The organism is Aquipseudomonas ullengensis (assembly GCF_014174475.1).
Lineage (GTDB): Bacteria > Pseudomonadota > Gammaproteobacteria > Pseudomonadales > Pseudomonadaceae > Aquipseudomonas > Aquipseudomonas ullengensis.
Genome location: NZ_JACJUD010000003.1, coordinates 365,184 through 379,952 on the forward strand (window position 1 = coordinate 365,184; position 14,769 = coordinate 379,952).

Below are 14,769 nucleotides of genomic sequence, written 5' to 3' on the forward strand. Positions count from 1 at the left end.
CAGTAGGACATGGCAATCGTGCAGAGCGGCAAGATGATCGTCGGCCTCGATATCGGTACCTCCAAGGTGGTGGCGCTGGTGGGCGAGGTGACGGCCGATGGCCAACTGGAAATCGTCGGCATCGGCACCCATCCGTCGCGCGGCCTGAAGAAGGGCGTGGTGGTCAATATCGAGTCCACCGTGCAGTCGATCCAGCGCGCCGTGGAAGAGGCCCAACTGATGGCGGGCTGCCGCATCCACTCGGCCTTCGTCGGCGTGGCCGGCAACCACATTCGCAGCCTGAACTCGCACGGCATCGTGGCCATTCGTGATCGCGAAGTCAGCCCGGCCGACCTCGAGCGCGTGCTTGACGCTGCCCAGGCCGTGGCAATCCCGGCCGACCAGCGTGTACTGCACACCCTGCCGCAGGATTACGTGATCGATAACCAGGAAGGCGTGCGCGAGCCGCTGGGCATGTCCGGCGTCCGCCTGGAAGCCAAGGTGCACGTGGTCACCTGCGCAGTGAATGCCTCGCAGAACATCGAGAAGTGCGTGCGCCGCTGCGGCCTGGAAGTCGACGACATCATCCTCGAGCAACTGGCGTCCGCTTATGCGGTGCTGACCGACGATGAGAAGGAGCTGGGCGTGTGCCTGGTCGACATCGGCGGCGGTACCACTGACATCGCCATCTTCACCGAAGGTGCGATACGTCACACGGCGGTGATTCCGATCGCTGGTGACCAGGTTACCAATGATATCGCAATGGCATTACGCACCCCGACCCAGTATGCCGAGGAGATCAAGATTCGGTATGCTTGCGCCCTAGCCAAGCTGGCCGGTCCGGGGGAAACCATCAAGGTTCCCAGTGTGGGAGATCGGCCGCCGCGGGAACTGTCCCGCCAGGCTCTTGCCGAGGTTGTCGAGCCCCGTTACGACGAGCTCTTCACCCTGATTCAGGCTGAGCTGCGGCGCAGTGGCTATGAGGACATGATCCCTGCCGGGATCGTCCTCACCGGTGGCACCGCCAAGATGGAAGGTGCCGTCGAACTGGCCGAAGAGATCTTTCACATGCCGGTGCGTTTGGGCGTACCCCACAGCGTCAAAGGACTGACCGACGTCGTGCGTAATCCTATCTATTCCACAGGCGTAGGCCTGCTGATGTACGGGCTGCAGAAGCAGGCCGACGGCATCTCCATGTCCGCCGGCAACCTGTATAGCGATGAACCCAAGACACCAGTACTGGAACGGCTTAAACGCTGGGTCCAGGGCAATTTCTGATGTGAACCCGCGGTAGCTGTAGGCGATACAACTAGAAAAGAAGGAGAGGGGAAATGTTCGAACTCGTAGATACCATCCCGCAAAGCGCAGTTATCAAAGTAATCGGCGTGGGCGGCGGCGGCGGTAATGCCGTTAACCACATGATCAAGGACAACATCGAAGGCGTTGAATTCATCTGCGCCAACACCGATGCGCAAGCGCTGAAGAACGTAGGCGCGCGCAGCGTATTGCAACTCGGCCCTGGCGTGACCAAGGGCCTGGGTGCCGGTACCAACCCGGAAATCGGCCGTCAGGCCGCCATGGAAGACCGTGAGCGCATCGCCGAAGTGCTGCGTGGCGCCGACATGGTCTTCATCACCACCGGCATGGGTGGCGGTACCGGTACCGGTGCGGCCCCGATCATTGCCGAAGTGGCGAAGGAAATGGGCATCCTCACCGTTGCCGTGGTCACCCGTCCGTTCCCGTTCGAAGGGCGCAAACGCATGCAAGTCGCCGACGAGGGCATCCGTGCCCTGGCCGAGTGCGTCGACTCGCTGATCACCATCCCCAACGAAAAACTGCTGACCATTCTCGGCAAGGACGCCAGCCTGCTGTCCGCCTTCGCCAAGGCTGACGACGTACTGGCCGGTGCCGTGCGCGGCATCTCCGACATCATGCAGCGTCCGGGCCTGATGAACGTCGACTTCGCTGACGTGAAAACCGTGATGGGCGAAATGGGTCTGGCGATGATGGGTACCGGCTGCGCCAGCGGTCCGAACCGTGCTCGCGAAGCGACCGAAGCGGCGATCCGCAACCCGCTGCTGGAAGACGTCAACCTGCAGGGCGCTCGTGGCATCCTGGTCAACATCACCGCTGGTCTGGACCTGTCCCTCGGCGAATACGCTGCGGTCGGCGAGATCATCGAGGCGTTCGCCTCCGAACACGCCACTGTGAAAGTGGGCGCGGTGATCGATCCGGACGTACGTGACGAGCTGCACGTGACTGTAGTGGCCACCGGCCTGGGCGCGCGTATCGAGAAGCCGGTCAAGGTTATCGACAATACCGTGCCGACCGCTGTAGCTGCTCCGGCTGCCGTTATCAGCGCCGCCCCGCGCGCTGCCGAGCAACCGAGCGTCAACTACAAGGACTACGAGCGCCCAACCGTTCAGCGTCAAAGCCTCGCCGGCAGTGCCGCTGCGGCCAAGCTGAATACTCAGGATGACCTGGACTATCTCGATATTCCGGCCTTCCTGCGTCGCCAAGCTGATTGATTGAGTCTATCGGGAGTATGATGGTGATTAGTGTTCAGCAAAGGCCGGTTCTGCTATTATCGCCGGCCATTGTTGAAAACAGTTCGCAACTCGCGCACAAGTAGCCCAAGCCATGATCAAACAACGCACCCTGAAGAACATTATCCGAGCCACCGGCGTTGGCCTGCATTCGGGAGAGAAGGTTTACCTGACCCTGAAGCCGGCACCTGTGGATACCGGTATCGTGTTCCGACGCGCCGACCTCGACCCTGTCGTGGAAATCCCCGCCCGCGCGGAAAATGTCGGTGAGACCACCATGTCGACCACTCTGGTCAATGGTGATGTCAAGGTGGATACCGTGGAGCACCTGCTTTCGGCCATGGCAGGCCTGGGCATCGACAACGCCTACGTCGAGCTCTCGGCATCTGAAGTGCCGATCATGGATGGCAGCGCTGGTCCTTTCGTATTCCTGATTCAATCGGCCGGCCTGGAAGAACAGGAAGCACCGAAGAAATTCATCCGCGTACTGCGCGAAGTGACAGTCGAAGAGGGCGACAAGCGCGCTACCTTCCTGCCTTTCGACGGTTTCAAGGTGAGCTTCGAGATCGACTTCGATCACCCGGTGTTTCGTGGTCGCACCCAGACCGCCAGTGTCGACTTTTCCAGCACTTCCTTTGTCAAGGAAGTCAGTCGCGCCCGTACCTTCGGGTTCATGCGTGACATCGAGCTGCTGCGTTCGCAGAACCTGGCGCTCGGCGGCAGCGTGGACAACGCCATCGTGGTTGATGAGTTCCGCGTGCTCAACGAAGACGGCCTCCGTTACGAGGACGAATTCGTCAAGCACAAGATCCTCGACGCCATCGGCGACCTCTACCTGCTGGGCAACAGCCTGATTGGCGAGTTCCGTGGTTTCAAGTCGGGTCATGCCCTGAACAATCGTCTGCTGCGTACCTTGATCGAGCAGAAAGACGCTTGGGAAGTGGTGATCTTCGACGACGCTACCAACGCGCCGATCTCCTACATGCGCCCGGTTGCGGCCGTGTAAGCGATACCCTTCCTTCTAGTTGTATTCAGGCCACCTTCGGGTGGCCTGTTTTTTTCTGTCCTTCAGCTTTCCTTGGGCTTGGCGTGACTGGCCAGGCGCTCCAGGGCGGCGCGCAGCCTGGGATCACTGATGCCTTCGGCGGCGCTGTTGATACTGTCTGCCGCGGCGTCCGACAGCTCGGCCTGGCGGCCGACATACGCGACCTGTCCGGTGGGTGGGCGCACCTTGATCTGGATCTTTTTCAGCCCGGCGAACTCCGGCAGCGACTGTAGCTGGCGTTGCAGGCGCCGCTGCTGGTAGTGCAGGCGCGTGGCCCAGTGGCCATTGCTGGTCAGCAGCAACAGACAGCCGTCGCGCCAACTGGCAACCAGGCAATGCTCGCGGGCCGCGACCTCAAGCTGCGCATCGACCAGCGCCTGCAAATTGGCCAAGCGGTGGGCCTGGGCCAGCATCACCTGCAGCGGCTTGGCTTCGCGCAGCAGTGCGGCAGTGGCCTTGGCTGGCAGTGGGCGAAAGGTCATGGGCGGGCAATCTGATCAATGATTCGGCATGTTAGCAAACAGGGGTTGTAGCTGTCGGCTGGCGTCCCCATATAGATGTTGTAACAACTGTTTGGTTGGTGGATTCGCCTCTGAGGTGTAGAGGGCAGGATGCGCTTTCATCGCCGACGTTTCCGGGTAGAATGCCCCCTTCGCACGCAGCCTCGTCGGCTGCAGGGCTGGTGTTTTGCGCCGTCCCTCCGTCCCCATTAGTGGAAGAATCTGCCGATATGTTTGCGCCGCTGTTGAAGAAACTCTTTGGAAGCAAGAACGAGCGTGAAGTCAAACGCATGCTCAAAGTAGTGTCGGCAGTCAATGCGCTCGAAGAGCAGATGTTGGCCCTTTCCGATGAGCAACTGCGGGACAAGACCGGCGAATTCAAGGCGCGCCTGGCGAAGGGCGAGACCCTCGACCAGATCCTGCCGGAAGCCTTCGCCGTCGCCCGTGAGGCAGGCAAACGCGTGATGGGCATGCGCCACTTCGACGTCCAGTTGATCGGCGGTGCGGCCCTGCACGAAGGCACCATCGCGGAAATGCGTACCGGTGAGGGCAAGACCCTGGTGGGTACCCTGGCGGTCTACCTCAACGCCCTGGAAGGCAAAGGCGTGCACGTGGTCACGGTCAACGACTACCTGGCCCGCCGCGACGCCAACTGGATGCGTCCGCTGTACGAATTCCTCGGCCTGTCCGTGGGCATCGTCACCCCCTTCATGCCGCCGGAAGAGAAGCGCACTGCCTACGCCTCCGACATCACCTACGGCACCAACAACGAATTCGGTTTCGACTACCTGCGCGACAACATGGCGTTCGCCCAGGACGAGAAGTTCCAGCGCGAGCTGAACTTCGCCGTGATCGACGAAGTGGACTCGATCCTCATCGACGAAGCGCGCACCCCGCTGATCATCTCCGGCCAGGCCGAAGACAGCTCCAAGCTGTACATCGAAGTCAACAAGCTGATCCCGCGCCTCACCCAGCACATCGAGGAAGAGGAAGGCGTGGTCACTCAGGAAGGCCACTTCAAGATCGACGAGAAGACCCGTCAGGTCGAGCTGAACGAAGAAGGTCACCAGTACATCGAAGAACTGCTGACGGGCGCCGGCCTGCTGGCCGAGGGTGAGAGCCTGTACTCGGCGCACAACCTGGGCCTGCTGACTCACGTCTACGCCGGCCTGCGCGCGCACAAGCTGTTCCACCGCAACGTCGAATACATCGTGCAGCAGGACCAGGTTCTGCTGATCGACGAGCACACCGGCCGCACCATGCCGGGCCGTCGCCTGTCCGAAGGCCTGCACCAGGCCATCGAAGCCAAGGAAGGCCTGAATATCCAGGCCGAGAGCCAGACCCTGGCCTCGACCACCTTCCAGAACTACTTCCGTCTGTACACCAAGCTGTCCGGCATGACCGGTACCGCCGACACCGAGGCGTTCGAGTTCCGTCAGATCTACGGCCTCAACGTGGTGGTAATCCCGACCAACAAGGCTCTGGCGCGCAAGGACTACAATGACCTGGTCTACCTGACCCAGGAAGAGAAGTACGCGGCGATCATTGCCGACATCAAGGAGAGCCAGGCCCAGGGCCGGCCGATCCTGGTCGGTACCGCCTCGATCGACAGCTCCGAATACGTTTCCACCCTGCTGAACAAGGAAGGCATCGAGCACAAGGTGCTTAACGCCAAGTATCACGAGAAGGAAGCCGAGATCATTGCCCAGGCCGGTCGCCCGGGCGCGGTGACCATCGCCACCAACATGGCCGGCCGTGGTACCGACATCCTCCTCGGCGGCAACTGGGAAGTCGAAGTGGCTGCCCTGGACAATGCCAGCGATGAGCAGATCGCCCAGATCAAGGCCGACTGGCAGAAGCGTCACCAGCAAGTGATCGAGTCCGGTGGCCTGCATGTGATCGCTTCCGAGCGTCACGAGTCGCGCCGTATCGACAACCAGCTGCGTGGTCGTGCCGGTCGCCAGGGTGACCCGGGCTCCAGCCGTTTCTACCTGTCGTTGGAAGACAGCCTGATGCGCATCTTCGCCTCCGACCGGGTGAAGAACTTCATGAAGGCCCTGGGCATGCAGTCCGGTGAAGCCATCGAACACCGCATGGTCAGCAACGCCATCGAAAAAGCCCAGCGCAAGGTCGAAGGCCGCAACTTCGACATGCGTAAGCAACTGCTCGAATACGACGACGTTGCCAACGAGCAGCGCAAAGTCATCTACCACATGCGTAACAGCCTGTTGGTGGCCGAGGACATCGGCGAGACCATTACCGAGTTCCGCGAAGAAGTACTGACCGCCACGATCAACGAGCACATCCCGCCGCAATCGCTGCCCGAGCAGTGGGACGTTTTCGGTCTGGAGCAGGCGCTGTACAGTAACTTCGGCCTGAAGCTGCCGATCCAGCAATGGCTCGACGACGACGCCCAGCTCTACGAAGAGCCGCTGCGTGCGCGCATCCTCGACGAGATCGTGGCTGCCTACACCGAGAAGGAAACCCTGGCTACCGCCGAGGCCCTGCGTACCTTCGAGAAGCAGATGCTGCTGCGTGTGCTCGACGACCTGTGGAAAGACCACCTGGCGACCATGGATCACCTGCGTCACGGCATTCACCTGCGCGGCTATGCGCAGAAGAACCCGAAGCAGGAGTACAAGCGCGAATCCTTCACCCTGTTCCAGGAACTGCTGGAGTCGATCAAGCGCGACACCATCCGCGTCCTGTCCCATGTGCAGATCCGTCGCGAAGACCCGGTCGAGGAAGAAGAGCGCCTGCGCCGCGAAGCCGAATCCATGGCCCAGCGCATGCAGTTCCAGCACGCCGAGGTCTCGGCCATGCCGATGGCTGACGAAGCCGAAGGCGAAGGTGATGTGGCCGTAGCTGCCGCGCCGGTGCGCGCCGAGCAGAAGATCGGTCGTAACGAACCGTGCCCGTGCGGCTCGGGGAAAAAATACAAGCACTGCCACGGTCAGCTGAGCTGATCCACGCCAGGCCTGCTATATAAAACAACGCCGCGACCGGCTTAGCCGCTCGCGGCGTTTTTCCACCTTTGCCGCGCCAGTGCGCGGCTTTGTACTGCTGATGAAGGAGCGTCCCACATGGCCGTTGGTCTTGGTCCCTTGCCTGTCCTGCACCCGGTTCCCGGTTTCGAACTGGGCATCTCTTCTGCCGGCATCAAGCGCCCGGGGCGCAAGGATGTGGTGGTGATGCGCTGCGCCGAAGGCTCACGCGTGGCCGGTGTGACCACCACCAATGCGTTCTGCGCGGCGCCGGTCCTGGTGACCCGCGAACGCCTGCAGGGCGATGTGCGCTACCTGCTGACCAACACCGGTAATGCCAACGCCGGCACCGGCCCGGATGGCCTGAGCAACGCCCGCCGCACCTGCGACGCCCTGGCTGCGCTGACCGGCGTACCCGCTGAAGCCGTGCTGCCATTCTCCACTGGGGTGATCGGCGAGCCGCTGCCGGTGGCGAAGATCGAAGGTGCCCTGCAAGCCGCGCTGGATGATCTGTCCGAGAACCACTGGGCCGAAGCCGCCACCGGCATCATGACCACCGATACGCTGCCCAAGGGCGCCAGCCGTCAGTTCCAGCACGATGGCGTCACCGTCACCGTGACCGGCATCAGCAAGGGCGCCGGGATGATCCGGCCGAACATGGCGACCATGCTCGGCTACATCGCCACCGACGCCAAGGTCGCCCGCAGCGTGCTGCAGGACCTGGTGCGCGACGCGGCGAACAAGTCGTTCAACCGCATCACCATCGATGGCGATACCTCGACCAACGACTGCTGCATGCTGATCGCCACCGGCCAGGCGGCGCTGCCGGAAATCAGCGAGGCCCGCGGCGAGCTGTTCGCCAAGCTCAAGCAGGCGGTGTTCGAGGTGTTCATGGAAGTGGCCCAGGCCATCGTCCGTGACGGCGAAGGCGCGACCAAGTTCGTCACCGTGCTGGTCAATGGCGGCGGCACCCATCAGGAGTGCCTGGACGTCGCCTATGCCGTGGCCCACTCGCCGCTGATCAAGACTGCGCTGTTCGCCTCTGACCCGAACTGGGGGCGCATCCTCGCTGCCGTCGGCTATGCCGGCGTGCCGCAACTGGATGTGAGCAAGATCGACGTGTTTCTCGGCGAGGTGTGCATCGCCAGCCAGGGTGGGCGCGCGGCAACCTACACCGAGGAGCAGGGCGCTGCGGTGATGGCGCGCGAAGAGATTGGTATCCGCATCGAGCTGGGGCGCGGCACCTGCAGCGAAACCATCTGGACCACCGACCTGTCCCATGAGTACGTAAGAATCAACGCGGAATACCGCAGCTGATCTTAAACCTGCTCGCGATCTGCTGCGCTTCGGCTAAACGATGTTGAAAGCGGCCTCGGAATGCTCATTTACAACCGTAAACTCCGCTTCCTCGGCCACTTTCGCCACCGTTTATCTCTAGCTCGCGAGATCGTGAACAGGTTTAACCGTACCGCCGGCTGCACCCGCATTCCCGATATTCATGGACCCATGAATATCGGGAATTTGCTATCTGCGGGGGCCGCTTTTAAGGTCGAGTGAAACCCCACTGCACCTGGAGAGCGCGTATGTCCCTGACCCTGGTAATCGGTAACAAGAATTTCTCGTCCTGGTCGCTACGGGCCTGGCTGACTATCGAGCTGACGGGCGCCGCCTACGACGAGGTGCTGGTTTCGCTGTACGGGCCAGAGAGCCGGCGCCAGTTGCTGCTACATTCACCCACCGGCAAAGTGCCGGTGCTCAAGTGCGAAGACGGCGTGATCTGGGATTCCCTGGCCATCGCCGAGTACCTGGCCGAGCGCTTTCCCGAGGCCCATCTGTGGCCACTTGGCCAGACGGCGCGAGCCTTTGCCCGCTCGATCTGCGCGGAAATGCACAGCGGTTTCGTGCCCCTGCGCAGCCACCTGCCGATGAACCTGCGCCGTAACCAGCCGCTGAGCCAGGTGCCCGCAGAGGCGCAAGCCGATATCGAGCGGATCTGCGCATTGTGGCAGGAGGCGCGCAAGCGCTTCGGCCAGGACGGGCCTTACCTGTTCGGTCACGTCAGCATCGCCGATGCCTTCTTCGCTCCGGTGGCGGCGCGGCTGCGCAGCTATCAGGTGGCGTTGCCGGCCGAGGCCGAGGCGTATGTGAACACCATCTATCAATGGCCGGCGTTCCAGCGGTGGTACCGCGCCGGCCTGCAGGAAACGGAGAGCAATGCATGAAGCGAGTGCACGTGGCAGCTGCGGTGATCCGCGGCGCCGACGGACGGGTGCTGATCGCCAAGCGCGCGGATAGCCAGCACCAGGGCGGTCTCTGGGAGTTTCCCGGCGGCAAGGTGGAAGAGGGCGAGGCGGTGTCGGCTGCACTGGCCCGCGAGCTCGAAGAGGAGCTGGGCATCCGTGTCAGCGCCGCCCGGCCGCTGATCAAAGTGCAGCACGATTACCCGGACAAACAGGTTCTGCTGGATGTCTGGGAGGTCTCAGGCTTCACTGGTGAACCCCATGGCGTCGAAGGCCAGCTGCTGGCCTGGGCCACGCCGCGCGAGCTGGAAGACTACGAGTTCCCGGCGGCCAACCAGCCGATCGTTGCGGCGGCGCGCTTGCCGGATCGCTACCTGATTACCCCGGATGAGCTGGAGCCCGGTGAACTGCTGCGCGGCGTACGTGCGGCGTTGGCCAGCGGTATCCGGCTGATCCAGCTGCGCGCACCGAACATGTTCGATGCCCAGTACCGCGACCTGGCGGTGGATATCCAGGGTCTGTGCGCCGGCAAGGCGCAGCTGATGCTCAAGGGGCCGTTGGAGTGGCTGGGCGATTTCCCCGCCGCCGGTTGGCACCTGACGGCCGAGCAACTGCGCAAGTACGCCGACCAGGGCCGGCCATTCCCCGGTCAGCGCTGGCTGGCGGCCTCCTGTCACGGTCCTGAGGAGTTGGCCCTGGCCACGCGCATGGGTGTGGATTTCGTCACGCTGTCACCGGTCCAGGCCACCCAGACCCATCCCGACGCTCAGCCGCTGGGCTGGGAGGCGGCGCGTGAGCTGCTGCAAGGCCTCAACAAGCCGGCTTACCTGCTCGGCGGCTTGGGGGCGGTTGACCTCGAACAGGCCTGGCAGTGCGGCGCCCAAGGCGTTGCGGGTATTCGCGCGTTCTGGCCCGAACAGCCGCTGTAGGCGTTTGTTCCTGCTGCCGTGCTACGGCTTCTGCGCTGCCTGCCACAGCACTTCGTCGATGTGCTGGCGGCGGGCGATCAGGCGGGCGGCGACGAACAGCAGGTCGGACAGGCGATTGACGTAGGCCATGCCTTCCGCCCGCAGTGGCTCCAGCGCGTTGAGCTGCTGGCAGCGGCGTTCGGCGGTGCGTGCATGGCTACGGCAGACATGGGCCTGGGCGATCAGCCGTGAGCCGCCGGGCAGGATGAAGTTCTCCAGCGGGCCGAGTTCCTCGTTCCAGCGGTCGATGGCCGCTTCCAGACGTTCCACTTCGCTAGCCTGCAAGGCCTGGTAGTCGGGCATCGCCAGTTCGCCGCCGAGGTCGAACAGGCGGTGCTGGCAAGGCGTGAGCACGTCGATCAGCTCGCGCAGGCCGGGCCACTGGCCTGCCTGTTCGGCGAGGTCCGCCAGCAGCAAGCCGAGCTGGCTGTTGAGGGTGTCCAGCTCACCCATGGCTTCCACGCGCGGGTGGTCCTTGGCTACGCGGCGGCCGTCGGCGAGGCCGGTTTCGCCGCGGTCGCCGGTCTTCGTGTAGATCTTGCTCAGTCGATAACCCATGTCAGTGGCTCGCAGGTTCGGTGGTGGCGCTCAGTGGCAGGCGCAGGGTGAAGCAGGTGCCCAGCCCTGGCGTGGAGTGCACCTCCATCTGCCCCTTGTGGTTGTTGGTGATGATGAAATACGACACAGACAGCCCCAGGCCGGTGCCCTGGCCGACTTCCTTGGTGGTGAAGAACGGCTCGAAGATGCGCTTGCGCACGGACTCGGGCATGCCGATGCCGTTGTCTTCCACCTGGATTTCCGCCCACGGTGGGTTGAGCCGGGTGCGCAGCACGATACGCCCGGGCTCGCCCTCGTCGTCGCGCTGGTGAATGGCCTGGGCGGCGTTCTTCAGCAGGTTGAGCAATACCTGCTCCAGCTCGTTGGATGTGGCGGGCACCGGCTCGAGCTGGCTGTCGAACTCGCGCTGGATGATCAGCGCCTTGAAGTCGAAGCTGTCGGTCAGGTCGAAGTCGTTGCCGGCGATTTCCAGTGCCTGGTCGATCAGCGCTGGCAGTCGGCAGAGGGTCATCTGCCGGTTGCTGCGGCGGCTGAAACTGAGCATGTGGCTGACGATCTTCGCCGCCCGCGAACCGGCCTGCTGGATGCCGTCGAGCAACTGGGGGATTTCCCGGGCGCTGAGGTAGGCGCTGACATCGTCGAGGGCGATGCCGACTTCGATGGCCTGGTCCTGGTTTTTCGCCAGGTCCGGCGACAGGCGCCGGCGGATGTTCTGCACGTTGTGCAGGATGGCGCCCAGCGGGTTGTTGATCTCGTGGGCCATGCCGGCGGCCAGGCCGCCTACCGACAGCATCTTCTCCGACTGGACCATCATGTCTTCCAGCGACAGGCGCTGGGTGATGTCGTCGATGCGGATCACCACGCCACGGCCGCCGGCGCCGGTTAGCGGGTAGAAGGTCAGCTCGTAGTGGTGCGGCTCGTCGTGGCGGTTCCAGGTGACCCGCTCGATCTTCTCGACCCGGTGCTGTTCGGCGGTGCGCTTGAGCTGCACGAGGAACGGCTTGAGCGGCGGGAAGGCGAGGAACACCGGCTGGTTCAGCGCTTCGTTCAGGTGGGTGCCGGAAAGCGCACTGGCCTCCTGGTTCCACTGGGTGACGTAGAGCTGTTCGTCGAGGGCGATCAGCGCCGAAGGCATGGAGTCGATGATGCTGTTGAGGTAGTTCTGGAAGCCGGTGAGCTTCTTCTCGATCTTGCTGCGCACCTGCACTTCCAGCTCCAGCTTGCGGTTGGAGTGGCGGGTTTCCTCGGCCAGGCTGTGGGCCTGGGCGAAGGCGCTTTCGGCGTCGTCGCGCGCGCGCTTGAGCAGTTGCTCGCGGGTTTCCATGCGCCCGAGCATGGTGTTGAAGGCGTCGGCCAGGTTGCCGATTTCGTCCTGGTTGCCGCGTGCGGCGCGCAGGGCGTAGTTTTCCTCGCGGGTGACCTGGCGCGAGAGCTCTTCCAGGCGGCGGATCGGGCGGGTGATCAGGCGGCGGATCTGTCGGGCGATCAGGGTCCAGAGCAGCACGCTGATCACCAGGATCACCCCGCTGGCGGTCAGGGTGCTGGTGTAGAACACCCCCGGCAACTCGCTGGAAACCACCAGCAGCAGGTACGCCGAGGGTTTCTTGCCGGCCTGCTTCAGCTCGATCACCTGGGTGTTGCGAAATTCGCCCTGGCGCCAGCTTTCCAGGCGGTCGCTGCGCAGCGGCAGTTGCAGCGGTTCACCGAGTTGCAACTCGGCCAGGCGTACGCCATCACTGTTGTACAGCGCGGCGGCGCGCAGCGGTGCATAGCTATCCAGTTGCTGCAACAGGGCCTGGGCTGCCTGGGGCGAGGCGAGGGCGTGGCGGCTGAGCTCCGGGGTGGCGATCAGCCGGCCGAGGGTCAGCAGGGCCTGCGGCGCGACGCTTTCCTGGGAGATCCAGTAGGCGGCGCTGATAAAGGCCAGGTTGGCCACCAGCAACACGGTCGCCAGCAGTACCAGCAGCGCGGCGAGCAGTTTGCGGCCGACCGGCAGGTTGTCGAGGCGCTGGCGCATTCGGGTCAAGGGCGCAGGTTTCCGCGGTTCTGGGAGGGACGAGGGTAGCGCGGGCTCAGACCAGGGGCAATCCGCGAGCGGCCAGATGGGCGAGCAGCTGCGCATGCAGGGCATCCAGGCGCGGCACGTTCAGCTGCTGCTGGCGGGCGGCTGCACAGGCGTAGCCGAGCAGATAGGCGATTTCGGTACGCTGGCCGCGGGCGACGTCCTGGTACATGGAGGAGTAGTTGGCGGCGGTGGCTTCGATCACCCGTTGTACATCGGTCAGCAGGCCGTCGGCTGCATCCTTCTGAGCGCAACTCAGCAGCAGGCGGGTGAGCTCCTCGCACAGGGCGGCGACCTCGTGCGGCCAGTCGCGCAGGTCGCCATTGCGGCAGTTGTGCATCACGGTCAGCGGGTTGATCGCGCAGTTCAGCGCCAGTTTGCGCCACAGTTTGCCGAGGATATCGGCGGTCCAGTCGTGGCTGATACCAGCTTGCGTGAGCTCCGCCAGCCAGCCCGGCGCCTGTGTTTGGCCGGGGATGCCGAGCCAGGTATGGCCCTGGCCGGCGAAGACCACGCGAAAGGCGTCCTCACGGAAGGCGCCTTCGGTGCTCGAAGCGAGGATGCAGCGTGCGCGCGGCAGGCGAGTGGCTACTGCATCCTGGCTGCCCAGGCCGTTCTGCAGGAGGATGATCTCGGCATTCGGCCCCAAGCGCGGCGCCAGGCTGGCGGCGGCTTCCTCGGCATCGTAGGCCTTGCAGGCGAGCAGCAGGCGCTGCACCGGGCCGCTGGTGTCGGCGGTTTCGGCGGGGATCGGGTAGAGATGACTCTGGCCGTTTTCCACCAGGCTCAGGCCGCCGGCGGCACGGTAGGCTGCCAGGCGTTCGGTGCTGCGCAGGATCAGGCGCACCGGCAGCCCGGCGCGGAACAGGCGGGCGGCCCACAGGCTGCCCAGGCTGCCGGCGCCGAGGACGTGCCAGGTCACAGCGGCAGGGGCAGACGCACCGCGCTGACGCGGCCACTGGCGTAGGACTCGGGCAGCAGGCGGCCGGCGTGATCGAGCAGGGTTTGCGGATCGATCGGCAGCGACTTGGCATCCAGGCCCACCAGGCTGATGCCGGCCTTGAGGGTGATGAAGCCTTCGCTGGTCTTGAACGCCTTGAGGTTGAGGCCTTCGTGCAGGCGCTTGAAGCTGCTCGGCGAGCATTCCTGCAGGTCATCGAGCAGGGTGATCAGGCCGAAGTGGGTGTCGTCCACCCGCACCAGCACGTCCAGCGGCCGTACCAGCTGTTGCAGGCGGCGGGCCACACCATGCAGCAGTTCGTTGTAGAAACCGTTGCCGTACTGCTGGCGCAGCGCGGCGGCTTCCTGCAGGCCGATCAGCAGGTAGCACACGGCACCGCCACGCGACTCGACCTGGCGCAGGCTGTCGACCAGCTTCTGCTGCAGGTAGCGCGGGTTGCCCAGGCCGGTCAGCGGGTCGACCAGGTTGCGCTGCTCCAGGCTGGCGATGTTCTGGGTCATCATGCGGTTTTCGTTGAGCAGGCGGTGCAGGGTGTTGCACAGGCGGTCCGCGGCATAGACGCGCGGTACCAGTTGCTCGTTCATCGCCGCCTTGCTGATGAAGTCATCGACGCCACGGTCGAAGGCTTCGACTATCACGTTGTCGCCTTCCTTGCCGGTGAGCAGGATGACGTAGGTGTAGTGCTCGGCGGTTTCGTCCAGCTGGCGCACGCGGGCGGTCAGCTCCAGGCCATCCATCTCCGGCATCAGCCAGTCGGCCAGCAGGACACTGGCAGGGCGTTGCTCGAGCTGGCGCAGGGCTTCGGCAGCGCTGCTGGCGAAACGCACATCCTGGTAGCCGGCCTGGGTCAGGGCGCGGCCGATCATGGCGCTGGAGAACTTGGCGTCGTCCACGACCAGGATGCTGAGGTGGGGGTTGGGCATTAT

General features: G+C 63.9%; 12 protein-coding genes. 7 read left to right on the forward strand and 5 right to left on the reverse strand.

Features of this window, described 5'->3' with window-relative positions; all coding sequences use genetic code 11:
* Positions 1–9: 9 nt before the first annotated feature.
* The 3 genes from ftsA (at position 10) to lpxC (ending at position 3,531) form a co-directional block, all read left to right on the forward strand.
* Positions 10–1,257 carry a cell division protein FtsA gene (ftsA, locus tag H3H51_RS11005; RefSeq protein WP_183089086.1) on the forward strand — a complete coding sequence of 416 codons (1,248 nt, stop codon included), beginning with the start codon at positions 10–12 and terminating at the stop codon, positions 1,255–1,257.
* 53 nt (positions 1,258–1,310) lie between these two features.
* A complete protein-coding gene (gene ftsZ, locus H3H51_RS11010; protein WP_183089087.1) occupies positions 1,311–2,507 on the forward strand; it encodes a cell division protein FtsZ in 1,197 nt (398 codons plus the stop codon).
* 112 nt (positions 2,508–2,619) lie between these two features.
* Complete coding sequence (gene lpxC, locus H3H51_RS11015; RefSeq protein ID WP_183089088.1) at positions 2,620–3,531, forward strand: UDP-3-O-acyl-N-acetylglucosamine deacetylase; 912 nt, start codon at positions 2,620–2,622, stop codon at positions 3,529–3,531.
* Positions 3,532–3,593: 62 nt separating this feature from the next.
* Here the strand turns inward: lpxC and H3H51_RS11020 are convergent, their stop codons facing one another.
* Complete coding sequence (locus tag H3H51_RS11020) at positions 3,594–4,052, reverse strand: DUF721 domain-containing protein (protein WP_183089089.1); 459 nt, start codon at positions 4,050–4,052, stop codon at positions 3,594–3,596.
* 248 nt (positions 4,053–4,300) lie between these two features.
* Between H3H51_RS11020 and secA the strand changes: the two genes are divergently transcribed.
* The 4 genes from secA (at position 4,301) to H3H51_RS11040 (ending at position 10,223) form a co-directional block, all read left to right on the forward strand.
* Entirely contained in the window at positions 4,301–7,036 is a 2,736-nt protein-coding gene (gene secA, locus H3H51_RS11025) for a preprotein translocase subunit SecA (RefSeq protein ID WP_183089090.1), read from the forward strand.
* Between the two features lie 117 nt (positions 7,037–7,153).
* Positions 7,154–8,371, forward strand: a complete 1,218-nt coding sequence (gene argJ, locus H3H51_RS11030; RefSeq protein WP_183089091.1) for a bifunctional glutamate N-acetyltransferase/amino-acid acetyltransferase ArgJ — start codon at positions 7,154–7,156, stop codon at positions 8,369–8,371.
* A gap of 266 nt (positions 8,372–8,637) precedes the next feature.
* The gene (locus H3H51_RS11035) at positions 8,638–9,276 is read left to right on the forward strand and encodes a glutathione S-transferase family protein (protein ID WP_183089092.1); all 639 of its coding nucleotides are present in this window, start codon (positions 8,638–8,640) and stop codon (positions 9,274–9,276) included.
* A complete protein-coding gene (locus H3H51_RS11040; RefSeq protein WP_183089093.1) occupies positions 9,273–10,223 on the forward strand; it encodes a Nudix family hydrolase in 951 nt (316 codons plus the stop codon). Before H3H51_RS11035 ends, H3H51_RS11040 begins: the two co-directional genes overlap by 4 nt.
* Before the next feature lie 21 nt (positions 10,224–10,244).
* Here the strand turns inward: H3H51_RS11040 and H3H51_RS11045 are convergent, their stop codons facing one another.
* The 4 genes from H3H51_RS11045 to H3H51_RS11060 are packed head-to-tail and all read right to left on the reverse strand — an operon-like array spanning position 10,245 to position 14,766.
* On the reverse strand, positions 10,245–10,820 hold the full coding sequence (locus H3H51_RS11045; protein WP_183089094.1) for a cob(I)yrinic acid a,c-diamide adenosyltransferase: 576 nt from the start codon (positions 10,818–10,820) through the stop codon (positions 10,245–10,247).
* A 1-nt stretch (position 10,821) separates the two neighbouring features.
* Complete coding sequence (locus H3H51_RS11050) at positions 10,822–12,837, reverse strand: HAMP domain-containing sensor histidine kinase (RefSeq protein ID WP_183089352.1); 2,016 nt, start codon at positions 12,835–12,837, stop codon at positions 10,822–10,824.
* Between the two features lie 55 nt (positions 12,838–12,892).
* Positions 12,893–13,804 carry a putative 2-dehydropantoate 2-reductase gene (locus H3H51_RS11055; RefSeq protein ID WP_183089095.1) on the reverse strand — a complete coding sequence of 304 codons (912 nt, stop codon included), beginning with the start codon at positions 13,802–13,804 and terminating at the stop codon, positions 12,893–12,895.
* On the reverse strand, positions 13,801–14,766 hold the full coding sequence (locus H3H51_RS11060; protein WP_183089096.1) for a response regulator: 966 nt from the start codon (positions 14,764–14,766) through the stop codon (positions 13,801–13,803). Before H3H51_RS11060 ends, H3H51_RS11055 begins: the two co-directional genes overlap by 4 nt.
* Positions 14,767–14,769: the final 3 nt, after the last annotated feature.